We start from the raw sequence: 21,965 nt of genomic DNA on the forward strand, positions 1-21,965 counted from the left end.
ACCGTGATGGAAACAGCAATGAACTGGACCTGGTTTCATAAGCTCGGCTCACCCAAGTGGTTCTACGGCATCAGCGGCAAGTTGCTGCCCTGGCTGAGTATCGCCGCACTGCTGCTGATAGGGATCGGCGTGGTCTGGGGCCTGGCGTTCGCGCCGCCGGATTATCAACAGGGCAACAGCTTCCGCATCATCTACATCCATGTACCGACTGCGATGCTGGCCCAGTCGGTCTACGTCATGCTGGCGGTGTGCGGCGTGGTCGGGCTGGTCTGGAAGATGAAGCTGGCCGACGTTGCCTTGCAATGCGCCGCGCCTGTCGGGGCCTGGATGACCGCCGTGGCGCTGGTCACCGGAGCCATCTGGGGCAAACCGACCTGGGGGTCGTGGTGGGTCTGGGATGCCCGACTGACGTCGATGCTGATCCTGCTGTTCCTGTACTTCGGTCTTATTGCGCTGGGCAACGCCATCAGCAATCGTGAGAGTGCCGCCAAAGCCTGCGCGGTGCTGGCGATTGTCGGTGTGATCAATATCCCGATCATCAAGTATTCGGTGGAGTGGTGGAACACCTTGCATCAGGGCGCGACGTTCACCCTCACGGAAAAACCGGCGATGCCCGTGGAAATGTGGCTACCGTTGCTGCTGACCGTCCTGGGTTTCTACTGTTTCTTCGGCGCGGTGCTGTTGCTGCGCATGCGCCTGGAAGTGCTCAAGCGCGAAGCCCGGGCCAGTTGGGTGAAGGCCGAAGTACAGAACAGCCTGGAGGCCGCTCGATGAGTTTCGCTTCATTCGGCGATTTCCTCGCCATGGGCCATCATGGCCTGTATGTCTGGTCCGCCTATGGCATCTGCCTGGCGGTACTGGCCCTCAACGTGGCGGTGCCGCTCCTGGCCCGCAAGCGGTATCTGCAACAAGAGGCGCGTCGTCTGCGCCGGGAGAACGGTCAGTGAATCCGCTGCGCAAAAAACGTCTTGTCATCATCCTGGCGATCCTGGTGGGTGTCGGTGCCGCGGTTGGCCTGGCCTTGAGCGCCCTGCAGCAGAACATCAATCTGTTCTACACCCCGACCCAGATCGCCAATGGCGAAGCGCCCAAGGACACGCGTATCCGGGCTGGCGGCATGGTGGAGAAGGGCTCGCTCGTACGTTCCGGGGATTCGCTGGACGTGAAATTCAACGTCACCGACTTCAACAAGACCGTGACCATCACCTATCGCGGCATCCTCCCGGACCTGTTCCGTGAAGGGCAGGGCATCGTCGCCCTGGGCAAGCTCAACGCCGATGGCGTGGTGGTGGCCGACGAAGTGCTGGCCAAGCACGACGAAAAATACATGCCGCCGGAAGTGACCAAGGCTCTTAAAGACAGTGGTCAGTCGGCACCTGCTCCCATGAAGGAGGGCTGATCGATGAGCACTGGCATTTTTATCCCCGAGTTGGGCCACCTGGCGATGATCCTGGCCCTGTGCCTGGCCCTGGTGCAGGCCGTGGTGCCGCTGCTCGGTGCCTGGCGCGGCGACCGTCTGTGGATGAGCCTGGCCCAGCCGGCGGCTTGGGGCCAGTTCGCCTTCATGGTGTTCGCCTTCGGTTGCCTGACCTATGCCTTCATGACCGATGATTTTTCCGTGGCCTACGTCGCGAGCAACTCCAACAGTGCCTTGCCCTGGTATTACAAGTTCAGTGCGGTGTGGGGCGCCCATGAAGGGTCGCTGCTGCTCTGGGCCCTGATTCTCGCTGGCTGGACCTTCGCCGTCTCGGTGTTCTCCCGGCAATTGCCCCAGGTGATGCTGGCCCGGGTGCTGGCGGTGATGGGCATGATCAGCACCGGTTTCCTGCTGTTCCTGATCGTCACGTCCAATCCGTTCGCGCGGATCCTGCCGCAGATGCCGATGGATGGTCGCGACCTCAATCCGCTACTGCAGGACATCGGCCTGATCGTTCACCCGCCGATGCTCTACATGGGCTACGTCGGCTTTTCCGTGGCCTTCGCCTTCGCCATCGCCGCGTTGCTGGGCGGTCGCCTCGATGCCGCCTGGGCCCGCTGGTCGCGCCCATGGACCATCGTCGCCTGGGCCTTCCTCGGCATCGGCATCACCCTCGGCTCGTGGTGGGCCTACTACGAACTGGGCTGGGGCGGCTGGTGGTTCTGGGATCCGGTGGAAAACGCCTCGTTCATGCCTTGGCTGGTGGGCACGGCACTGATTCACTCACTGGCGGTCACGGAAAAGCGTGGCGTGTTCAAGAGCTGGACCGTGCTGCTGGCGATCGCCGCATTCTCCCTGAGCCTGTTGGGGACCTTCCTGGTGCGTTCCGGCGTCCTGACCTCGGTGCATGCCTTCGCCTCGGACCCCGAGCGCGGTGTGTTCATCCTGATGTTCCTGCTGTTCGTGGTCGGCGGCTCGCTGACGTTGTTCGCCCTGCGGGCGCCAGTGGTCAAGAGCCAGGTTGGCTTCAACCTCTGGTCCCGGGAGACGTTGCTGCTGGGCAACAACCTGGTGCTGGTGGTGGCCGCGTCGATGATCCTGTTGGGAACGTTGTACCCGCTGGTGCTCGATGCGCTGTCCGGGGCCAAGTTGTCGGTCGGGCCGCCGTACTTCAATGCCCTGTTCATTCCACTGATGGCGATCCTGATGGTGGTGATGGCGGTCGGTGTGTTGGTGCGCTGGAAAGACACACCGGTCAAATGGCTGCTGGGCATGTTGACGCCAGTGCTGCTGGGCACTGCTGCCCTGGCCGTGGTAGCCGGGATCGCTTATGGCGATTTCAACTGGGCCGTGCTGGCGACCTTCATGCTGGCGGCCTGGGTATTGCTGGCCGGTGTACGGGACATCTTCGACAAAACCCGTCACAAGGGACTGGTCAAGGGCCTGCCGACCCTGACCCGCAGCTACTGGGGCATGCAGGTTGCTCACCTGGGCATCGCCGTCTGCGCCCTGGGCGTGGTGCTGTCCAGCCAGAACAGCGCCGAGCGCGACCTGCGCCTGGCACCGGGAGAGTCCATGGAACTGGCCGGTTACCAATTCATGTTCGAAGGCGCCAAACATTTCGAAGGCCCGAACTTCACGTCCGATAAAGGCACGGTGCGGGTCACTCGTGACGGCCAGGAAGTGGCGGTGCTGCATCCCGAGAAGCGCCTGTACACCGTACAGAACTCGGTGATGACCGAGGCCGGAATCGACGCTGGTTTCACTCGCGATCTTTATGTGGCACTGGGCGAGTCCCTGGGCGACGGCGCCTGGGCGGTGCGGGTGCACGTCAAGCCGTTCGTGCGTTGGATCTGGTTTGGCGGCCTGCTGACCGGCCTGGGCGGGGCACTGGCGGCGTTGGATCGGCGTTATCGAGTCAAGGTGAAAACCCGGGTGCGCGAAGCTCTGGGCGTGACGGGGGCCACTGCATGAAACGTTGGTTGATGGTATTGCCGCTGGCGTTGTTCCTGGTGGTGGCGGTCTTTCTGTACCGGGGGCTTTTCCTGGACCCGTCCGCATTGCCTTCGGCAATGATCGGCAAGCCGTTCCCGGAATTCACCCTGCCTTCGGTGCAGGGCGACAAGACGCTGACCCGCGCCGATCTGCTGGGCAAGCCGGCACTGGTCAACGTATGGGGCACCTGGTGCATTTCCTGCCGGGTCGAGCACCCGGTGCTGAACAAGCTGGCCCAGAATGGCGTGGTGATCTATGGCGTGAATTACAAGGACGTCAACGTCGATGCCTTGAAATGGCTCGCCGAGTTCCACAACCCGTATCAACTGGACATTCGGGATGAAGACGGCACCCTGGGCCTGAACCTTGGGGTCTATGGGGCCCCGGAAACCTTCTTCATCGACGCCAAGGGCGTCATCCGTGACAAGTTCGTCGGTGTGATCGACGAACAGGTTTGGCGCGAGAAACTGGCGACCAAGTACCAGGCACTGGTGGACGAGGCCAAGCCATGAAGCGTTGGCTAGCCGCTGTCGTCCTGGGGGTGAGTCTCGCTGGCGCGGCCCACGCCGCGATCGATACCTACGAATTCGCCAATGAAGGCGAGCGCGAGCGGTTTCGCGAACTGACCAAGGAGCTGCGCTGCCCCAAGTGCCAGAACCAGGACATCGCCGACTCCAACGCACCGATTGCCGCTGACCTGCGCAAGGAAATCTTCCGCATGCTCGGCGAGGGCAAGGACAACCAGCAGATCATCGACTTCATGGTGGACCGCTACGGTGAGTTCGTGCGTTACAACCCGGCCCTGTCCTCCAAGACCGCGCTGTTGTGGTTCGGCCCCGCCGGCTTGTTGCTCGGCGGCTTCGTCGTCATCGCGCTGATCGTGCGCCGCCGCCGGGTGCAGCGCAGCGCCGCCCCGGACACGCTTTCCGTCGAAGAGCGCCAGCGCCTCGACCAACTGTTGGATAACACCAAGCATGATTGATTTCTGGCTCGCCGCAGGTCTGCTTCTCCTGGTTGCCCTGAGTTTCCTGTTGATCCCCGTGCTAAGGGGCCGTCGCGCACAGCGGGAGGAGGACCGCACCGCGCTCAATGTGGCGCTGTATCAGGAGCGTGTCGCCGAGTTGCAGGCCGAGCAGGCGGAGGGCGTGCTCAATACCGCGCAGCTGGATACCGGGCGCGCTGAAGCCGCTCGGGAACTGCTTGCCGATACCGAGGGCGCCGAGGCACCACGCGAATCGCGCATGGGCAAGCCGCTGCCGTTGCTCGCCGCCGTGCTGGTGCCGGTGCTGGGCCTGGGCTTGTACCTGCATTTCGGCGCGAGCGACAAGGTCGAGCTGACCCGCGAATTCGCCCAGGCGCCGCAGTCGATGGAAGAAATGACCCAGCGCCTGGAAAGGGCGGTGGCGGCACAACCGAGTTCCGCCGAGGGCTTGTATTTCCTGGGGCGTACCTACATGGCGCAGGATCGGCCAGCGGATGCGGCGAAGATCTTCGAGCGCACCGTAGCGGTGGCGGGGCGGCAGCCCGAGTTGCTGGGGCAGTGGGCCCAGGCGCAGTATTTTGCCGATGGCAAGAAATGGTCGGACAAGGTCCAGGCCTTGACCGACGAGGCACTGAAGCTCGATCCCAAGGAAGTCACCAGCCTGGGCCTGTTGGGTATCGCCGCGTTTGAAGGCGAGCGCTATCAGGATGCGATCGATTACTGGGGGCGCCTGCTGGCGCAACTGCCGGAGGACGACAAATCCCGCGAGGCGCTGCAAGGCGGTATTGCCCGCGCCACCGAGAGGCTGCAAGCCAGTGGCGGCAAGGTGGCTCAGGCTCCGGTCGTCAAGACCGGTGCGCTGCTCAAGGTCCATGTCGACCTGGCGCCGGCACTCAAGGCCAAGGTGCAACCGGGCGACAGCGTATTCATCTTTGCCCGCGCCGTTTCCGGCCCGCCTGCGCCGCTGGCGGCCAAGCGCCTGACGGTCGCCGACCTGCCCGTCAACGTCGAGCTGGGGGACGCGGACGCGATGATGCCGCAACTGAAACTGTCGAACTTCCCTGAAGTCCAACTGGTGGCGCGTATCTCCCGCGCCGGTCAACCGACTGCCGGCGAATGGATTGGCCGCAGCCAGCCCCTGGCGAGCAGCACCACCACGCCGCAACAACTGACCATCGACAGCCCGGACCAATGACAGGAATTTGCACCATGACCGCCATCGCTCGTATCACTCTGTTGACGCTCGTCCTGGGCCTGAGCGCTTGTGCGGTCCATCGTCCGCCGGAGCCCTCGACGCCGCTGCCCCCCATTCCGCCTTCGACGCCGACCACCAAACCCGCGCCGTCCACCGCGCCGGGCAAGCCGGTCACCCCGAACAAACCGGCCAAGCCGTTGCCGCGCACCTCCGCCAGTTTCGCCCCGCCACCTGGGGGTAACAGCCACTGGGACGCCAAGCTTGGGGTCTATGTGCTGGATAACCAGCCCAACACCTTCTATCGCCAGCGCACCTACTACCGCTGGAACAATGGCTGGAGCCGCTCCGTCAGCCCGAACGGGCCTTGGGAAGACACCACCATCGAAGGCGTACCGGGGGGATTGGGGCGCCAGTTCCACTGAAAAGTGCTTGCTCCTCAGACCTGTAGGAGCTGCCGAAGGCTGTAATCTTCTCGCTGCAGACTCAATTGTCTGGGCAAAGATCGCAGCCTCGCTTCGCTCGGCAGCTCCTACATCGCTCCTGCAAGGTTCGACCTGTCATCCCCATCGTCGTAGAATGCGCGCCTTTGTGAGCTATCGGAGTACCTGACCATGACGACCACCCCGGCCGGCGACTACCTGGAAACCCTCTACGAAGGCTACGGCCAACGTTTCCGGATGGACAAGCTGCTGCACGAAGTGCGTACCGAGCACCAGCACCTGGTGATCTTCGAGAACCCGCGCATGGGGCGGGTGATGGCACTCGATGGCGTGATCCAGACCACCGAAGCCGATGAGTTCATCTATCACGAGATGCTCACCCACGTGCCCATCCTGGCCCACGGCAAGGCCAAGCGCGTGCTGATCATCGGTGGCGGTGATGGCGGCATGCTGCGTGAGGTGACCAAACACCTGGGCGTCGAGCACATCACCATGGTGGAAATCGACGGCACCGTGGTGGACATGTGCAAGGAATTCCTGCCCAACCACTCCAAGGGCGCCTACGACGACCCGCGACTGAACCTGGTGATCGACGACGGCATGCGCTTCGTCTCCACCACCCAGGAGAAGTTCGACGTCATCATTTCCGACTCCACCGACCCGATCGGCCCGGGTGAAGTGCTGTTCTCGGAGAATTTCTACCAGGCTTGCCATCGCTGCCTGAACGACGGCGGCATCCTGGTGACCCAGAACGGCACGCCATTCATGCAGTTGGGCGAAGTGCAGACCACCGCCGGCCGCCTGCGAGGCCTGTTTGCCGACTGGCACTTCTACCAGGCTGCCGTGCCGACTTACATCGGTGGTGCCATGACTTTCGCCTGGGGCTCGACCGACAGCGCTTACCGCAAGCTCTCCCGTGAAACCCTGCATGAGCGGTTCATCGGCAGTGGCATCGTCACCCGCTACTACAACCCTGAGATTCATCTCGGTGCGTTTGCCATGCCTCAGTACGTATTGCAGGCGATCAACAAGCCGAGTAACGACTGATTTGGTTGAGGGGCTTTTTGTGGCGAGGGATTTATCCCCTCTCCACAATATGGGCCGCCTGATATTGAGGTGGGTTCGGGCATTTTGTGTTTCCAGATATTCATTGGACGAAATTTTCACAAAATCTTGCGGACAATCCTCCGCGCTTTTATTGCCGTCGGTTATTTAATGGCAATGCCTTAACCGTTCGTGCAACATCTGCGCTCTTGCGCAAACCCCGGGCCAGGCTTTGGTTGGCAGAGGGCGCGCCTTTGTATTTTCTGTTACTCCAACTCCAATAGGGTCCTCAAACGACATGGCAATCCCGGACGCCCTGAGTCAGCAGCGAAGCACGCATCGCCTGCTGCAACCGACCGTCAAATCGCACCTGGCCTACACATTGCTCTGCGCCCTGGTGATGATGGTGATGTTCAGCCTGCTGCGCGTGGCGCTGCTGGTCTATAACCGCCAAATGATCCTCGACACTCCAGCCTCGACCTTCGTCGAAGCCTTCGCCAATGGCCTGCGTTTTGACCTGCGCCTGGTGGTCTACCTCAGCGTTCCGCTGCTGCTGGCGCTGTTCAGCGCCCGCGCCATGGCGGCCCGAGGTTTCTTTCGTTTCTGGCTGACCGTCACCTCCAGCGTTGCGCTGTTCCTGGGCCTGATGGAGATGGACTTCTACCGTGAGTTCCACCAGCGCCTCAACGGCCTGGTCTTCCAGTACGTGAAGGAAGATCCGAAAACCGTGATGAGCATGCTCTGGTACGGTTTCCCGGTGGTGCGCTACCTGCTGGCCTGGGCCGGTGGCACTATCATCCTGAGCTTGGCCTTCAAGGGCGCGGACCGTGCAACCCGTCCGCGCGGCCCGTTCAGCGGCGGCAGCATCGGCACCCGCCAGATAGCCCCGTGGTACGGTCGGGTGGCGGTGTTCGTCGTCTGCCTGTTGGTGGCTGTGGTCGCGGCCCGTGGCACCTTGCGTCAAGGCCCGCCGTTGCGCTGGGGCGATGTCTATACCACCGATTCGAACTTCGCCAACCAGCTGGGCCTCAACGGCACGCTGTCACTGGTGGCGGCGGCCAAGAGCCGCATGTCCGAAGACCGTGACAACATCTGGAAAGCCACCCTCGAGCAGCCACTGGCACAACAGACCGTGCGCGACATGCTGGTGTTGCCCGACGACAAGCTGGTGGATACCGCCACCGCTGCCGTGCGCCGCGACTACATGCCGCCAGCCGACAAGACCCTGCCGATCAAGAACGTGGTCGTGATCCTCATGGAAAGCATGGCCGGTCACTCGGTAGGCGCCCTGGGTGCTCCGGGCAACATCACGCCTTACCTGGACAAGCTGTCCAAGGAAGGCTTGCTGTTCGACCGCTTCTTCTCCAACGGCACCCATACCCACCAGGGCATGTTCGCCACCATGGCGTGCTTCCCGAACTTGCCCGGCTTCGAATACCTGATGCAGACGCCAGAAGGCAGCCACAAGCTGTCGGGCCTGCCGCAACTGCTCAGTGCCCGTGACTTCGATGACGTGTATGTCTACAACGGTGATTTTGCCTGGGACAACCAGTCGGGTTTCTTCAGCAACCAGGGCATGACCAACTTCATCGGGCGTAACGATTTCGTCAACCCAGTGTTTTCCGATCCGACCTGGGGCGTGTCCGACCAGGACATGTTCGACCGTGGTCTGATCGAGCTCAAGGCGCGGGAAAACGGCAAGCCGTTCTATGCCCTGCTGCAAACCCTGTCCAACCACACGCCATATGCGCTGCCGACGCCATTACCGGTGGAGCGGGTCACCGATCGCGGCAGCCTGAACGAACACCTGACTGCCATGCGCTACTCGGACTGGGCGTTGGGCCAGTTCTTCGAGAAGGCACGCAAGGAGCCTTACTTCAAGGAGACGCTGTTCATCGTGGTGGGCGACCATGGTTTCGGTAACGAACGCCAGATCACCGAGATGGACCTGGGCCGTTTCAACGTGCCCATGTTGATGATCGGTCCTGGTATCCAGGAAAAGTTCGGCCAGCGTAACCACACCGTGGGTACCCAGGTCGACATCGTTCCTACCATCATGGGGCGGATCGGTGGACAGGTGCGCAACCAGTGCTGGGGCCGCGACCTGCTGAACCTGCCGCAAGGCGATACCGGTTTTGGTGTAATCAAGCCGTCGGGCAGTGATCAGACTACGGCGATCATCCAGGGCGACCGGATCCTGGTACTGCCAAAGGAAAAAGAAATGGGGCCGAAGATGTTCCGCTATGAACTGGGGGCCAACCCGCGTGCAGAAGTCATTCCGGATGCACCCGATAGCGCCCAGATGAAGCTCAAGCTCGAGTCTTTCCTGCAAACCGCCACCAAGAGTCTGCTGGATAACACCGCCGGCGTGGTGGATGGAAAGCCGGACTGATGATCGGCAAATAAAAAAGAGGCCTTGAAGAAGGCCTCTTTTTTTTTGCCATTGATTTATATCTTGCCCAGTAACAGCAGTATCAACAGCACTACCAACACTACGCCGATGATGCCGGACGGGCCGTAACCCCAACTTCTGGAGTGCGGGAAGACCGGCAGACCGCCGATCAGCAAAAGGATCAGGATAATGATGAGTATTGTGCCCATTGTTGATTTCCTTATTGGTCAGTTTTGGAGTGATACAACTTTCAACTGCCAGCGCGCTGCATTAAATCCGGGCGGCTTAATAAGTCCGACCGTAACGTCCTGTAAAAAATTCAAAGTTTTTTAGTGCCTGTCGGGCGGCCGGGAAACCTATGGCGAGGTCTTCACAACCTATTACGGTTTGCCCCCGCCATTCAGCAATCTGATGGAGCGTGGGTCTCGCCGGCTCCTTCGCTACACTCGGCCCATCTCTCCCGGAACAACAAGGCTGTTTCCTATGCAAAATCGCATGATGATCACCGGTGCCGGCTCGGGCCTGGGCCGCGAAATCGCACTGCGCTGGGCCCGCGAAGGCTGGCGCCTGGCCTTGTCGGACGTCAGTGAGCCAGGCCTTCAGGAAACTCTCAGGCAGGTGCGCGATGTCGGCGGCGACGGTTTTGTCCAACGCTGCGATGTGCGTGATTACAGTCAGCTGACGGCGTTCGCCCAGGCCTGCGAAGAAAAGCTCGGCGGCATCGACATCATCGTCAACAACGCTGGCGTGGCTTCGGGCGGGTTCTTTAGTGAATTGTCCTTGGAGGATTGGGACTGGCAGATTGCGATCAACCTGATGGGGGTGGTCAAGGGCTGCAAGGCGTTCCTGCCGTTGCTGGAAAAAAGCCGCGGCAAGATCATCAACATTGCCTCCATGGCGGCGCTGATGCAGGGGCCGGCCATGAGTAACTACAACGTGGCCAAGGCTGGCGTGGTGGCATTGTCGGAAAGCCTGTTGGTCGAACTGGCGCAGCAGGAAATCGGTGTCCACGTAGTCTGTCCGTCGTTCTTCCAGACCAACCTGCTTGACTCCTTCCGTGGCCCGACCCCGGCCATGAAGGCCCAGGTGGGCAAGTTGCTGGAAAGCTCGCCGATCACTGCTGCCGATATCGCTGACTACATCTTCCAGCAGGTCGACCAGGGCGAGTTCATGATTCTGCCCCACGAACAGGGACGCATGGCCTGGGCGATGAAGCAGAAGAATCCGCAGTTGCTGTACGACGAAATGACCGTCATGGCCGACAAAATGCGCGCCAAGGCTAGGCAGAACCCAACTTGACCTTGCCATGCAGTGTCCTCAGGATGGCGCCATTCCGGCCTTCCTGATGGACATCTGCATGCTCAACTATCTGTGGTTCTTTCTCGCCGCGCTGTTCGAAATCGCCGGCTGCTACGGGTTCTGGATGTGGTTGCGCCAGGGCAAGAGCGCCTGGTGGATCGCACCGGCGTTGCTCAGCCTCGCGGTGTTCGCCCTGTTGCTGACCCGCGTTGAAGCGACCTATGCCGGCCGTGCCTACGCCGCCTATGGCGGCATTTACATCATCGCCTCCATCGTCTGGCTGGCCGTGGTGGAGCGGGTGCGCCCGCTGGGTTCCGACTGGATCGGCGTGGCGCTCTGCATGCTGGGTGCCAGTGTCATCCTCTTCGGTCCTCGCTTCTCGGGACCTTGAAAACGGCGCGGTTCGAGCCGTTTTTGCAGGAAGTTTCCGTCAGTTCCCAGAGTCTTGTTTGTAGGGGGTTACTGAATTCTCGCCCGTGTCTTGTGAACAGGAAACAGGCCGGGCATGGTCAAGGTCCAGACCTTCTTAAGGACAAGAACCATGCTCGTACTAAGCCGTGCCGTGGGTGAACTGATTTCCATCGGTGATGATATTTCCGTTCGTGTGCTGTCGGTCAGCGGCACAACCGTGCGGTTTGGCGTGGAGGCGCCGCGGCACATCGATGTTCATCGCTTCGAGATATACGAAAAGATCCAGAGAAAGAAGAGTCAGGTCGCCCGCAAGGCGTGTTCAGTCAAATAGGTGCTTGGGCACGTCGTGCTTGAGCATCAACTGACACTGCTCGCTCTCCGGGTCGAAAACGATCATCGCCTGCCCCTTGGTCAAGGCCTGCCTGACGCGTAGCACACGAGTTTCCAGGGGCGTGTCGTCGCCGTTGTCGGTGCCGTCGCGGGTCACGAAGTCCTCGATCAGGCGGGTGAGCGTGTCGACTTCGAGTTGGTCGTGGGGGATCAGCATGGGGTACCTCGGCTGGACAGTGTCGCAAATGCTACGGGCTATGAGCCCTTGCGGCTAGCCTTGGATTTGCGGCCTCTGTTTTGGCCACATCGCGAGCGGGATCGCTCCCACAATGGATCTGCGTACGCGCGCCCTGTGGGAGCGAGCCTGCTCGCGATGACAATCTCCGGACAGTGAGAATCCTCCGTCAATTATCCGAACGCTGCCCCACCAGGCTATCCACCGAAGGCACCCGGGTATCGCTTTCCATCTGCGCATCGTGTTCGAGTTGGTGACTGAAGCGGTCCAGGGAGCCCTGGGCTGGTTGCGCATCGCTGGCGAACACCGGCGGGCTGAGGATATAGGCACCGAGCAGGCGGCTGAGGGCGGCCAGGCTATCGATATGGGTGCGTTCGTAGCCATGGGTGGCATCGCAGCCGAAAGCGAGCAGGGCAGTGCGGATATCATGGCCGGCAGTGACGGCCGAGTGGGCGTCGCTGAAGTAGTAACGGAACAGGTCGCGGCGTGCCGGCAGCTCGTTCTCCTTGGCCAGTTTCAACAAATGGCGTGACAGGTGATAGTCGTAGGGCCCGCCGGAGTCCTGCATCGCCACGCTCACGGCGTGTTCGCTGGAGTGCTGGCCGGGTGCGACCGGGGCGATGTCGATGCCAACGAACTCGCTGACATCCCAGGGCAGCGCGGCGGCCGCGCCACTGCCGGTTTCCTCGGTGATGGTGAACAAGGGGTGACAGTCGATCAGCAGCTCTTCACCGCTGTCGACAATCGCCTTGAGCGCCGCCAGCAACGCCGCGACCCCGGCCTTGTCGTCCAGGTGGCGAGCGCTGATGTGGCCGCTCTCGGTGAATTCCGGCAAGGGGTCGAAGGCGACGTAATCGCCGACGCCCACCCCCAGGGTTTCGCAATCGGCGCGGGTGGCGCAATACGCATCCAGCCGCAGCTCAATGTGATCCCAACTGATGGGCATTTCATCCACGGCGGTGTTGAAGGCGTGCCCGGACGCCATCAAGGGCAACACGCTGCCGCGGATCACTCCGGTGTCGGTGAACAGGCTGACCCGGCTGCCTTCGGCAAACCGGCTGGACCAGCAGCCTACCGGCGCGAGGGTCAGGCGACCGTTGTCCTTGATGGCCCGCACCGTGGCGCCGATGGTATCCAGGTGGGCCGACACGGCCCGGTCGGGACTGTTCTTGCGACCCTTGAGGGTGGCGCGGATCGTGCCGCGGCGGGTCATTTCGAAAGGGATACCCAATTCTTCGAGGCGTTCGGCGACATAGCGCACGATGGTGTCGGTGAAGCCGGTCGGGCTGGGGATGGCGAGCATTTCCAGCAGGACTTTTTGCAGGTATTCGAGATTCGGTTCGGGGATTTTGCTGATCATGGAAACTCCTGAACGGTTGAGTATCCGATCGCTCCCACGCTCTGTGTGGGAATGCAGCCGGTGACGCTCTGCGTCATCTGGACGCGGAGCGTCCCTTGAGGCATTCCCACGCGAAGCGTGGGAACGATCAGTCCACTACTGAGGGGTGTCAGATCACTCCCTGGCTATGGGGAAACAACAGGTCCACAAAGCGTTCGGCAGTGGGTTGTGGTTCGTGGTTGGCCAGGCCGGCGCGTTCGTTGGCTTCGATGAACACGTACTCGGGTTGATCGGCGGCCGGCACCAGCAGGTCCAGGCCGACCATGGGGATGTCCAGGGCGCGCGCCGCGCGTACCGCCGCATCGGCCAGGGTGGGATGAAGAATACCGGTGACATCTTCCAGGACGCCGCCCGTATGAAGGTTCGCGGTGCGTCGTACGAACAGATGCTCGCCGGCCGGCAGCACGCTGTCGTAGTCATACCCTGCGGTACTCAGTGTGCGCTGGGTTTCGGCGTCCATCGGAATCTTGCTTTCCCCTCCGGTGGCTGCCTGCCGTCGACGGCTCTGGGCCTCGATCAGGGCTCTGATGGTGTGCTGGCCGTCGCCGATGACTTCCGCGGGACGCCTGATCGCCGCGGCCACTACTTCAAAGTTGATCACCAGGATGCGCAGGTCGAGCCCTTCGTGAAAGCTTTCCAGCAACACTCGGCTATCGAAGTGCCGGGCCGTTTCGATGGCGCTCTGCACCTCTTCGATGGTGCGCAGGTCCACCGCCACACCCTGGCCCTGTTCACCGTCCAGCGGCTTGACCACCACCCGCTCGTGTTCATCGAGAAACGCCAGGTTGTCGTCGGCATTGCCTGCCAATTGTTGCGCTGGCAGGTTCAGGCCGGCGTTCTTCAGCACTTTATGGGTCAGGCTCTTGTTCTGGCACAAGGTCATGCTGATGGCGCTGGTCAGGTCGCTCAGGGATTCTCTACACCGTACCCGGCGGCTGCCGTGGATCAGGGTGAATAAACCGCCTTCGGCGTCGTCCACCTGCACTTCGATGCCCCGGCGATGCGCTTCCTCCACAATGATCCGCGCATAAGGGTTGAACTGTGCTTCCGGTCCAGGCCCCAGGAACAGCGGCTGATTGATGCCGTTCTTGCGCTTGATGGCGAAGGTCGAGAGGTTGCGAAAACCGAGCTTGGCGTAAAGGTTCTTGGCCAGGCGATTGTCATGCAGCACCGACAAGTCGAGGTAACTCAAGCCTCGGCTCATGAAATGCTCGATAAGGTGACGTACCAGCACTTCTCCGACACCGGGCCGTGCACACTGTGGGTCCACCGCCAGGCACCAGAGGCTGCTGCCATTTTCCGGATCGTTGAAAGCTTTCTGGTGATTGAGACCCATGACACTGCCGATGATCGCGCCGCTGTCATCGTCTTCGGCCAGCCAGTAGACCGGCCCGCCCTGATGGCGCGGCGTCAAGCGCTGGGGATCGACCGGCAGCATGCCTCGGGCCTGGTAGAGCTGGTTGATGGCTTGCCAATCGGTGTCGTTCTGCGCCCGCCGAATCCGGAAGCCGCGAAACACGCGCGTGGCTTGCCGATAGTCGCTGAACCAAAGGCGCAGCGTGTCGGAAGGGTCGAGGAACAATTGCGCCGGCTCCAGCCCCAGCACTTGCTGGGGGGCCGCGACGTAAAGGGCAATGTCACGCTCGCCGGGTTGTTCGTTGAGCAGCTCCCGACCCAGCGTCGCCGGGTCCGGAAAGGTATGGCCGATCAGCAGTCGGCCCCAGCCGCAATGCACCGCAATGGGCGCGGCACCCAGTTCGCTGCCGTCTACGGCCAGGCGCGCCTGCAAGCGTTCATATGAAGGCGCCTGGCCGCGCAGCAGCCGCTGGTTGTGAAGTGTCGTGTGGGGTTTCATCGATCAGATTCCTTGCTCGCTGAGCCACAGGTTCAGCGCCGCCAGTTGCCACAGCCGGGAGCCGCGTAGCGGGGTCAACTGACCGTTGGGGTCGGTGAGCAGGCGGTCGAGCATGGCCGGCTTGAACAGCCCGCGATCCTGACTCGGGTCCAGCAGCAATTCGCGGACCCAGGCCAAGGTGTTGCCCTCCAGGTGCTTGAGTCCCGGCACCGGGAAATAGCCTTTCTTGCGATCGATCACCTCGCCGGGAATCACCCGCCGGGCGGCTTCCTTGAGGACTTGCTTGCCGCCATCGGGCAGTTTGAATTTCGCCGGGACCCGCGCCGAGAGCTCAACCAGCCGGTAATCCAGAAACGGTGTGCGCGCTTCCAGGCCCCAGGCCATGGTCATGTTGTCGACACGCTTGACCGGGTCGTCCACCAGCATCACGGTGCTGTCCAGGCGCAGGGCCTTGTCGACGGCGGCATCGGCACCCGGTTGAGCGAAGTGCTCCTTGACGAAATCACCGGCGGCGTCGTTGGCGGTCAGCCATTTCGGCTGCACGGTGGCGGCGTATTCCTCGTAGCTGCGGTCGAAGAACGCGGCGCGGTAGGCCGCGTAGGGATCGCTTGCACCATCCACTTGGGGATACCAGTGATAACCGGCGAACAATTCGTCGGCACCCTGGCCGCTTTGCACCACTTTGCAGTGCTTGGCCACTTCCCGCGACAGCAGGTAAAAAGCGATGCAGTCGTGGCTGACCATCGGCTCGCTCATGGCACGGAAAGCCGCCGGCAGTTGCTTGATGATTTCTTTTTCGTCGATGCGCAGTTGGTGATGGCGGGTGCCGTAGTGTTTGGCGATCAGGTCCGAATACTGGAACTCGTCACCCCGTTCGCCGCCGGCATCCTGGAAACCGATGGAGAACGTGGATAGGTCTTCCACGCCGACTTCACGCAGCAAACCCACCAGCATGCTTGAGTCCACGCCACCGGAAAGTAGCACCCCCACATCCACGGCGGCCCGCTGGCGAATGGCAACGGCTTCTCGGGTGCTGTCGAGCACGCGGTCGATCCAGTCTTCCAGGTTCAGGTCCTGCTCATCGGCCCGTGGGCCGTAGGGCAAGGTCCACCAGGTTTTCTGCTCGACACTGCCATCGGCTTCAACTCGCATCCACGTGGCTGGCGGCAGTTTTTCAATACCGGCCAGCAGGGTACGGGGCGCCGGGACCACAGCATGGAAATTCAAGTAGTGGTTGAGAGCGACGGGGTCGAGCACCGGGCTGATGTCGCCGCCCTTGAGCAGTGCCGGCAGCGCTGAGGCAAAGCGCAGGCGCTGGCCAGTGCGCGAAAGGTACAACGGTTTGACGCCGAGACGGTCGCGGGCGATGAACAGGCGTTTGGCGTCGCGTTCCCAGATGGCGAAGGCGAACATGCCGTTGAGCTTGGGCAGCAGCGCTTCGCCCCAGGCGTGATAGCCCTTGAGCAACACTTCGGTGTCGCCACCGGAACAAAAGGCGTAGCCCAACGCTTCCAGCTCGGCTCGCAGTTCCGGGTAGTTGTAGATCGCGCCGTTGAAGGCCAGGGACAGGCCCAGTTGATTGTCGATCATCGGCTGAGCCGAGGCATCGGACAAGTCCATGATCTTCAGGCGTCGGTGGCCCAGGGCAATCGGGCCCTGGCTATGGAAACCCCACGCATCGGGGCCGCGAGGGGCCAGGTGATGGGTCATTCGCTCTACGGCCGCAAGGTCCGCAGGTTGTTGATCGAAACGTAACTCTCCAGCTAATCCGCACATAAGTCCTTACCGGTTTTTCCGTTGGGGAGGGTACGCGCCGAAATGGCGGGTACCCTGGAACTGACCGATGGGATTGCCGTGAGTTTTAGATCGATGCGTTATAAGGCGACGGGTGGGGGCGGGTTGGCGGGATGTCGCCGGGCCCTTGAGGGAGCGAGCCTGCTCGCGATGGGGGCGGCATGATCAACATTAAAGTCAGCTGATCCATCGTCATCGCGAGCAGGCTCGCTCCCACAGGTTTGGCGGTGGGCGTTCAGCTGCGTCAGGCCTTGCCGCGGATCAGCGCCCTTAAGGCAAACCTGTTCGGATGGCAGGCCTCGGCCACGCTCCGGGGCAAGGGCAAAGGTTCGTTGTCCAGCCAGGCGGCGATCAGTTCGCCGGACAGTGGCGCGGTGATCAGGCCGCGGGAGCCATGACCGCTGTTGACGTACAGGCCATCGAGCCAGGGGCAGGGGGTGTCCGGGACCTGGCGGGCATCTTTGCTCAGGGCGTGATACGCCTCGGTAAATGCCCGGTTGTCCGCCAACGGCCCGACAATCGGCAGATAGTCCGGGCTGGTGCAACGAAACGCCGCACGGCCTTCGAGCTGCTCCGGATCCAGGAGGCCGGCGTCCAGGCGGTCCACCAGGTCGAGAGAGATTTCTTCGAGCATTTGCAGGTTGCCGGCATGTTCGGCGGCGGTGGGTGTCAAGTCATCGCTCTTGAAGTCGAAACTGGCCCCCAGCGTATGTTCACCCATTCGCGGCGGGGCCACGTATCCCTCCGCGCAGACCACCGTGCGCAGGCTCTGGCTGCGGGCCGTCTGCGGCAGGCGGGTGATTTGCCCGCGTATGCGCTTGAGGGGCAGGTCGGCGGCTGCTTCGAAACGTTTTATCTCGGCAGCGCTAGCCAGGATCGCCACCGGTGCGCTGGCCAGGCAGCGCTCACCACCCCAGGCTTGCCACTGGCCGTCGACGCGGCGCAGATCCAGCACTTCACGGTGAGGCAACACCTCGATCGACGAGCCCGAGGCCTGCCAGCGGCACAGCGCCGGCGGATTTACCCAACCCCCTTCAGGGTAGAACAGACCGCCACAGGCCAGGCCGATGCCGGACAGCGCCTCGGCTTCGGGTTGCTCCAGTGTGTGCAGCAGATCGGCCGGGAACGCGGCGGCCAGTTGCGCCTGGCGCTCGGCTTCCTTGTGGTTGAAGGCCAACTGCAGGACACCGCAGCCGTCCCAGTCCATGCCCCGCTGCAGGTGTTCCAGCAAGCGCCGCGTGTAGCCGAAGCCGCTGAGGATCATCTGCGACAACGCCGTGCCGTGAGCGGAAAGCTTCAGGTACAACACCCCCTGGGGGTTGCCGGACGCTTCCTCGGCCAACCCGGCATGCCGCTCCAGTAACGTCACCTGCCAGCCACGGGCCGCGAGGCTCGCCGCGCTGGCGCAACCGGCCAGGCCACCGCCGATCACCAGGGCCCGGCGTTCGCCGGTGAGCGGAGCGGGGCGGGCATACCAGGGTTTTGCCGGAAGGGGGGCGGCCTGCTCCTGTGATTCCGGCCAGCCAAGGAACACGCCCCGCAGGATTTCCCATTTATGCCCGATGCCCGGCGTGCGCTTCATCTTGAAGCCCGCCGCGTTCAACAATCGTCGCACCCAACCGGTGCTGGTGAAGGTGCTCAGAGTGGCGCCAGGCGCCGCCAGCCGGGCCAGTTCGGCGAACAGCTCGGCGGTCCACATGTCGGGGTTCTTGGCTGGTGCGAAACCATCCAGGAACCAGGCGTCGATGTGTCCGTCCAGCTGTGGCAACTGTTCCAGGGCGTCACCGATCATCAGCGTCAGCGTCACCCGTCCGCCCGCCAGTGTCAGGCGCTGGAAACCTTGATGGATCGCGACGTATTGCTCAAGCAATTGATCGGCCTGAAGCTTGAGGGACGGCCACAGGGCAAGGGCCCGGTGCAGGTCTTGAGGGCTCAGGGGGTATTTTTCGACGCTGACAAAATGCAGTCGCGCCCCGGCGGGTGCGCGTTGCTCGAATAACTGCCAGGCACACAGAAAGTTCAGCCCGGTGCCAAACCCGGTCTCACCGATCACCAGCCGCCCATGGTCCGGCAACGCGGCGAAGCGCTCGGCCAGGTTGTTCTGTTCAAGAAACACATAGCGGGTTTCTTCCAGCCCCGACTGGTCGGAAAAATACACATCGTCGAACACCCGGGAACGGGGCAGACCCTGGTCATCCCAGTCAAGTTGGGCGTGGTGCTGTACGGGGGGCATGGCAGGCTCAGTTAAATCCGGGACGCTATTCTAGCCCGAGGCTGGGTAACTGCGCAGGAGCTCCTACACATCGCGGTATCCAATCCGCTAGTCTTGCCCCAATCCCTGGAAGGAGCTGCCTATGTTCGAATCCGCCGAAATCGGTCATGCCATCGATAAAGACACCTTTGAAGCCGAGGTGCCGGCGCTGCGTGAAGCACTGCTCGAAGCCCAGTTCGAGTTGCATCAGCAGAGCCGCTTCCCGGTCATCGTGTTGATCAACGGTATCGAGGGCGCGGGCAAGGGTGAGACGGTGAAGTTGCTCAACGAGTGGATGGACCCGCGGCTGATCGAAGTGCGCACGTTCGACCAGCAGACCGACGAAGAACTGGCGCGGCCGCCGGCCTGGCGCTATTGGCGGATGCTGCCGGCCAAGGGACGCATGGGGATTTTCTTCGGCAACTGGTATAGCCAGATGCTTCAGGGCCGGGTTCATGGCGAGTTCAAGGACCCTCGGCTCGATCAGGCGATCAATGCCGCTGAGCGCCTGGAAAAAATGCTCTGCGATGAAGGCGCGCTGATCTTCAAGTTCTGGTTTCATCTGTCCAAGAAGCAAATGAAAGCCAGGCTCAAGGGGCTCAAGGATGACCCGCTGCACAGTTGGCGCATCAGTCCGCTGGACTGGCAGCAATCCCAGACCTACGACAAGTTCGTCAAGTACGGCGAGCGGGTGTTGCGCCGCACCAGTCGCGATTACGCGCCGTGGCATGTGATCGAGGGCGTGGACACCTATTATCGCAGCCTCACGGTCGGCAGGATCCTGCTCGAAGGCATGCGCCAGGCACTGGATCGGCCGGCGATCAAGCCGGAAAAGGTCAGCGTGGCACCGCTGCCGGTGTTGGATGACCAGGTGACCCTGATTGACAGCCTGGACATGACCCAGCGGCTGGACAAGGACGACTATGAGGAACAGCTGATCACCGAGCAGGCCCGGTTTGCCGGCTTGTTGAGGGACAAACGCATGCGCCGGCACGCGCTGGTGGCCGTGTTCGAAGGCAACGATGCGGCGGGCAAGGGCGGAGCGATCCGGCGGGTCGCGGCGGCGCTCGATCCACGCCAGTACAGCATTGTGCCAATCGCCGCGCCCACTGAAGAAGAGCGTGCCCATCCCTACATGTGGCGGTTCTGGCGGCATATTCCGGCGCGGGGCAAATTCACCGTATTCGATCGTTCCTGGTATGGCCGGGTATTGGTGGAGCGGGTCGAAGGCTTCTGCAGTAGGGCCGACTGGCTGCGGGCCTATGGCGAGATCAATGATTTCGAGGAGCAGATTGCCGACGCCGGCGTGGTAGTGGTCAAGTTCTGGCTGGCCATCGACAAGGAGACCCAGCTCGAACGCTTTCAGGAACGCGAGGAAATCCCCTTCAAGCGCTTCAAGATCACCGAGGACGACTGGCGCAACCGTGACAAGTGGGACGCCTACCGGGCGGCGGTGTGCGACATGGTCGACCGCACCAGTACCGAGATATCCCTCTGGACCCTGGTAGAAGCCAATGACAAGCGTTGGGCCCGGGTCAAGGTGTTGCGCACCCTCAACGAGGCGCTGGAGGCCGCGTTCAAGCGCAGCGGGAAGTAACGGGCGATGAGGTCGCATATGCGGGGTGAATGATTGTCGCAGTCGGTTATGAGGTGGATTTATGCTCGATCCATCTTGACCGCCTACAACAATGAGGAACCGCCATGCGAGAAGTAGTGATCGTCGACAGCGTACGGACCGGCCTGGCCAAGTCGTTTCGCGGCAAGTTCAACATGACCCGCCCGGACGACATGGCGGCCCATTGCGTCAATGCGCTGTTGACGCGCAACGACATCGACCCGGCCAGCGTTGAGGACTGCATCGTCGGTGCCGGCTCCAACGAGGGGGCTCAGGGCTACAACATCGGCCGTAACGTGGCGGTGCTTTCCCACCTGGGCATAGGCACCGCCGGCATGACCCTCAACCGCTTCTGTTCCTCGGGCCTGCAAGCCATCGCCATTGCCGCCAACCAGATTGCGTCCGGGTGCAGCGAGATCATCGTCGCCGGTGGTGTGGAGTCCATCAGCCTGACGATGAAAAGCGTCAACACCGATCACCTGATCAATCCGCTGCTCAAGGATCAGGTTCCAGGCATCTATTTCCCCATGGGCCAGACCGCCGAGATCGTCGCCCGCCGCTACCAGGTCAGCCGCGAAGCACAGGACCGTTATGCGTTGCAGAGCCAGCAACGCACTGCCCGGGCCCAGGCGGCCGGGTTGTTCGATGACGAGATCGTACCGATGGCGGTCAAGTACAAGGTGGAGGATAAGAACACCGGTGCGGTGCAGATTCTTGACGGCGTGGTCGACCGCGACGATTGCAACCGCCCGGATACCACCTACGAAAGCCTGGCCGGCCTGAAGCCGGTGTTTGCCGAAGACGGTTCGGTGACGGCGGGCAACTCATCGCAACTGTCCGACGGTGCCTCGATGACCCTGGTGATGAGCCTGGAAAAAGCCCTGGCGCTCGGACTCAAGCCCAAGGCGTTTTTCCGCGGCTTCACCGTGGCCGGTTGCGCGCCGGACGAAATGGGCATCGGTCCGGTGTTCTCGGTGCCGAAACTGCTCAAGGCCAAGGGCTTGCGGATCGCCGATATCGATGTGTGGGAACTCAACGAGGCGTTCGCGTCCCAGTGCCTGTACAGCCGTGACCGTTTGGAAATCGACAATGAAAAATACAACGTCAATGGCGGCTCGATTGCCATCGGCCATCCGTTCGGCATGACCGGCTCGCGCCAGGTCGGACATCTGGTGCGGGAGCTGCAACGGCGCAACCTGCGCTACGGCATCGTGACCATGTGCGTGGGCGGCGGGATGGGGGCGACGGGGTTGTTCGAGGCTGTGCGTTAAACACGAAGCCGAGGAAAGACACTATCTGTGGCGAGGGGAT

The 21,965-nt window shown here is 62.1% G+C and carries 21 protein-coding genes; 15 read left to right on the forward strand and 6 right to left on the reverse strand.

Going from position 1 to position 21,965, the window contains the following annotated elements:
- Positions 1 to 18: 18 nt before the first annotated feature.
- The 10 genes from ACODTO_RS05670 to ACODTO_RS05715 all read left to right on the forward strand — a co-directional run bounded on the left by ACODTO_RS05670 (position 19) and on the right by ACODTO_RS05715 (position 9,465).
- Positions 19 to 774, forward strand: a complete 756-nt coding sequence (locus ACODTO_RS05670; RefSeq protein WP_139647172.1) for a heme ABC transporter permease — start codon at positions 19 to 21, stop codon at positions 772 to 774.
- Complete coding sequence (ccmD, locus tag ACODTO_RS05675; protein WP_041022228.1) at positions 771 to 947, forward strand: heme exporter protein CcmD; 177 nt, start codon at positions 771 to 773, stop codon at positions 945 to 947. The genes ACODTO_RS05670 and ccmD overlap by 4 nt, the downstream gene beginning before the upstream one ends.
- Positions 944 to 1,399: a cytochrome c maturation protein CcmE gene (ccmE, locus tag ACODTO_RS05680; protein ID WP_139647168.1), complete on the forward strand. Its 456-nt coding sequence runs from the start codon at positions 944 to 946 to the stop codon at positions 1,397 to 1,399. The genes ccmD and ccmE overlap by 4 nt, the downstream gene beginning before the upstream one ends.
- A 3-nt stretch (positions 1,400 to 1,402) precedes the next feature.
- Complete coding sequence (locus ACODTO_RS05685; protein WP_175362435.1) at positions 1,403 to 3,391, forward strand: heme lyase CcmF/NrfE family subunit; 1,989 nt, start codon at positions 1,403 to 1,405, stop codon at positions 3,389 to 3,391.
- Positions 3,388 to 3,924: a DsbE family thiol:disulfide interchange protein gene (locus ACODTO_RS05690; RefSeq protein WP_139647165.1), complete on the forward strand. Its 537-nt coding sequence runs from the start codon at positions 3,388 to 3,390 to the stop codon at positions 3,922 to 3,924. The genes ACODTO_RS05685 and ACODTO_RS05690 overlap by 4 nt, the downstream gene beginning before the upstream one ends.
- Complete coding sequence (locus ACODTO_RS05695; RefSeq protein ID WP_489106073.1) at positions 3,921 to 4,394, forward strand: cytochrome c-type biogenesis protein; 474 nt, start codon at positions 3,921 to 3,923, stop codon at positions 4,392 to 4,394. Before ACODTO_RS05690 ends, ACODTO_RS05695 begins: the two co-directional genes overlap by 4 nt.
- Positions 4,387 to 5,589, forward strand: coding sequence for a c-type cytochrome biogenesis protein CcmI (ccmI, locus tag ACODTO_RS05700; RefSeq protein ID WP_139647161.1), 1,203 nt, complete (start codon positions 4,387 to 4,389; stop codon positions 5,587 to 5,589). The genes ACODTO_RS05695 and ccmI overlap by 8 nt, the downstream gene beginning before the upstream one ends.
- A 14-nt stretch (positions 5,590 to 5,603) precedes the next feature.
- Positions 5,604 to 6,011, forward strand: coding sequence for a hypothetical protein (locus ACODTO_RS05705; RefSeq protein WP_139647160.1), 408 nt, complete (start codon positions 5,604 to 5,606; stop codon positions 6,009 to 6,011).
- 189 nt (positions 6,012 to 6,200) lie between these two features.
- Positions 6,201 to 7,076, forward strand: coding sequence for a polyamine aminopropyltransferase (gene speE / locus ACODTO_RS05710; protein ID WP_041022234.1), 876 nt, complete (start codon positions 6,201 to 6,203; stop codon positions 7,074 to 7,076).
- A gap of 295 nt (positions 7,077 to 7,371) precedes the next feature.
- Positions 7,372 to 9,465, forward strand: a complete 2,094-nt coding sequence (locus ACODTO_RS05715; protein ID WP_139647158.1) for an LTA synthase family protein — start codon at positions 7,372 to 7,374, stop codon at positions 9,463 to 9,465.
- Between the two features lie 56 nt (positions 9,466 to 9,521).
- Here ACODTO_RS05715 and ACODTO_RS05720 read toward each other — a convergent pair whose 3' ends face one another.
- On the reverse strand, positions 9,522 to 9,674 hold the full coding sequence (locus ACODTO_RS05720) for a DUF3309 family protein (RefSeq protein WP_018606531.1): 153 nt from the start codon (positions 9,672 to 9,674) through the stop codon (positions 9,522 to 9,524).
- Between the two features lie 274 nt (positions 9,675 to 9,948).
- On the opposite strand from ACODTO_RS05720, the gene ACODTO_RS05725 reads away from it, so the two are divergent.
- From ACODTO_RS05725 to csrA, 3 genes are all read left to right on the forward strand, one after another.
- Positions 9,949 to 10,764 (forward strand): SDR family oxidoreductase, encoded by an 816-nt coding sequence (locus ACODTO_RS05725; RefSeq protein ID WP_139647156.1) that lies wholly within the window; start codon positions 9,949 to 9,951, stop codon positions 10,762 to 10,764.
- A gap of 58 nt (positions 10,765 to 10,822) precedes the next feature.
- Positions 10,823 to 11,155, forward strand: coding sequence for a YnfA family protein (locus tag ACODTO_RS05730; protein ID WP_175385969.1), 333 nt, complete (start codon positions 10,823 to 10,825; stop codon positions 11,153 to 11,155).
- 150 nt (positions 11,156 to 11,305) lie between these two features.
- Positions 11,306 to 11,506 carry a carbon storage regulator CsrA gene (gene csrA, locus ACODTO_RS05735; RefSeq protein ID WP_139647152.1) on the forward strand — a complete coding sequence of 67 codons (201 nt, stop codon included), beginning with the start codon at positions 11,306 to 11,308 and terminating at the stop codon, positions 11,504 to 11,506.
- Here the strand turns inward: csrA and ACODTO_RS05740 are convergent.
- The 5 genes from ACODTO_RS05740 to mnmC form a co-directional block, all read right to left on the reverse strand.
- Positions 11,495 to 11,722, reverse strand: coding sequence for a YheU family protein (locus ACODTO_RS05740; RefSeq protein WP_024778700.1), 228 nt, complete (start codon positions 11,720 to 11,722; stop codon positions 11,495 to 11,497). The genes csrA and ACODTO_RS05740 overlap by 12 nt on opposite strands.
- Positions 11,723 to 11,909: 187 nt before the next feature.
- Positions 11,910 to 13,100: an osmoprotectant NAGGN system M42 family peptidase gene (locus ACODTO_RS05745; protein ID WP_139647149.1), complete on the reverse strand. Its 1,191-nt coding sequence runs from the start codon at positions 13,098 to 13,100 to the stop codon at positions 11,910 to 11,912.
- A gap of 148 nt (positions 13,101 to 13,248) precedes the next feature.
- The gene (gene ngg / locus ACODTO_RS05750; protein ID WP_175385934.1) at positions 13,249 to 14,994 is read right to left on the reverse strand and encodes an N-acetylglutaminylglutamine synthetase; all 1,746 of its coding nucleotides are present in this window, start codon (positions 14,992 to 14,994) and stop codon (positions 13,249 to 13,251) included.
- 3 nt (positions 14,995 to 14,997) lie between these two features.
- Complete coding sequence (locus tag ACODTO_RS05755; protein ID WP_175385935.1) at positions 14,998 to 16,770, reverse strand: N-acetylglutaminylglutamine amidotransferase; 1,773 nt, start codon at positions 16,768 to 16,770, stop codon at positions 14,998 to 15,000.
- A 262-nt stretch (positions 16,771 to 17,032) separates the two neighbouring features.
- On the reverse strand, positions 17,033 to 19,021 hold the full coding sequence (gene mnmC / locus ACODTO_RS05760; RefSeq protein ID WP_175385936.1) for a bifunctional tRNA (5-methylaminomethyl-2-thiouridine)(34)-methyltransferase MnmC2/FAD-dependent 5-carboxymethylaminomethyl-2-thiouridine(34) oxidoreductase MnmC1: 1,989 nt from the start codon (positions 19,019 to 19,021) through the stop codon (positions 17,033 to 17,035).
- Positions 19,022 to 19,142: 121 nt separating this feature from the next.
- Between mnmC and pap the strand changes: the two genes are divergently transcribed.
- Positions 19,143 to 20,636 (forward strand): polyphosphate:AMP phosphotransferase, encoded by a 1,494-nt coding sequence (gene pap / locus ACODTO_RS05765; protein ID WP_139647140.1) that lies wholly within the window; start codon positions 19,143 to 19,145, stop codon positions 20,634 to 20,636.
- Positions 20,637 to 20,740: 104 nt separating this feature from the next.
- A complete protein-coding gene (locus ACODTO_RS05770) occupies positions 20,741 to 21,925 on the forward strand; it encodes a thiolase family protein (protein ID WP_139647138.1) in 1,185 nt (394 codons plus the stop codon).
- Positions 21,926 to 21,965 lie beyond the last annotated feature (40 nt).

The organism is Pseudomonas sp. FG13, assembly GCF_057809755.1.

What these genes read in the sequence shown, in the direction of transcription:
- ACODTO_RS05670 (WP_139647172.1), top strand. Translation starts at nt 19, where the DNA reads ATGAACTGGACCTGGTTTCATAAGCTCGGCTCACCCAAGTGGTTCTAC.
- ccmD (WP_041022228.1), top strand. Translation starts at nt 771, where the DNA reads ATGAGTTTCGCTTCATTCGGCGATTTCCTCGCCATGGGCCATCATGGC.
- ACODTO_RS05685 (WP_175362435.1), top strand. Translation starts at nt 1,403, where the DNA reads ATGAGCACTGGCATTTTTATCCCCGAGTTGGGCCACCTGGCGATGATC.
- ACODTO_RS05690 (WP_139647165.1), top strand. Translation starts at nt 3,388, where the DNA reads ATGAAACGTTGGTTGATGGTATTGCCGCTGGCGTTGTTCCTGGTGGTG.
- ACODTO_RS05695 (WP_489106073.1), top strand. Translation starts at nt 3,921, where the DNA reads ATGAAGCGTTGGCTAGCCGCTGTCGTCCTGGGGGTGAGTCTCGCTGGC.
- ccmI (WP_139647161.1), top strand. Translation starts at nt 4,387, where the DNA reads ATGATTGATTTCTGGCTCGCCGCAGGTCTGCTTCTCCTGGTTGCCCTG.
- ACODTO_RS05705 (WP_139647160.1), top strand. Translation starts at nt 5,604, where the DNA reads ATGACCGCCATCGCTCGTATCACTCTGTTGACGCTCGTCCTGGGCCTG.
- speE (WP_041022234.1), top strand. Translation starts at nt 6,201, where the DNA reads ATGACGACCACCCCGGCCGGCGACTACCTGGAAACCCTCTACGAAGGC.
- ACODTO_RS05715 (WP_139647158.1), top strand. Translation starts at nt 7,372, where the DNA reads ATGGCAATCCCGGACGCCCTGAGTCAGCAGCGAAGCACGCATCGCCTG.
- ACODTO_RS05720 (WP_018606531.1), bottom strand. Translation starts at nt 9,674, where the DNA reads ATGGGCACAATACTCATCATTATCCTGATCCTTTTGCTGATCGGCGGT.
- ACODTO_RS05725 (WP_139647156.1), top strand. Translation starts at nt 9,949, where the DNA reads ATGCAAAATCGCATGATGATCACCGGTGCCGGCTCGGGCCTGGGCCGC.
- ACODTO_RS05730 (WP_175385969.1), top strand. Translation starts at nt 10,823, where the DNA reads ATGCTCAACTATCTGTGGTTCTTTCTCGCCGCGCTGTTCGAAATCGCC.
- csrA (WP_139647152.1), top strand. Translation starts at nt 11,306, where the DNA reads ATGCTCGTACTAAGCCGTGCCGTGGGTGAACTGATTTCCATCGGTGAT.
- ACODTO_RS05740 (WP_024778700.1), bottom strand. Translation starts at nt 11,722, where the DNA reads ATGCTGATCCCCCACGACCAACTCGAAGTCGACACGCTCACCCGCCTG.
- ACODTO_RS05745 (WP_139647149.1), bottom strand. Translation starts at nt 13,100, where the DNA reads ATGATCAGCAAAATCCCCGAACCGAATCTCGAATACCTGCAAAAAGTC.
- ngg (WP_175385934.1), bottom strand. Translation starts at nt 14,994, where the DNA reads ATGAAACCCCACACGACACTTCACAACCAGCGGCTGCTGCGCGGCCAG.
- ACODTO_RS05755 (WP_175385935.1), bottom strand. Translation starts at nt 16,770, where the DNA reads ATGTGCGGATTAGCTGGAGAGTTACGTTTCGATCAACAACCTGCGGAC.
- mnmC (WP_175385936.1), bottom strand. Translation starts at nt 19,021, where the DNA reads ATGCCCCCCGTACAGCACCACGCCCAACTTGACTGGGATGACCAGGGT.
- pap (WP_139647140.1), top strand. Translation starts at nt 19,143, where the DNA reads ATGTTCGAATCCGCCGAAATCGGTCATGCCATCGATAAAGACACCTTT.
- ACODTO_RS05770 (WP_139647138.1), top strand. Translation starts at nt 20,741, where the DNA reads ATGCGAGAAGTAGTGATCGTCGACAGCGTACGGACCGGCCTGGCCAAG.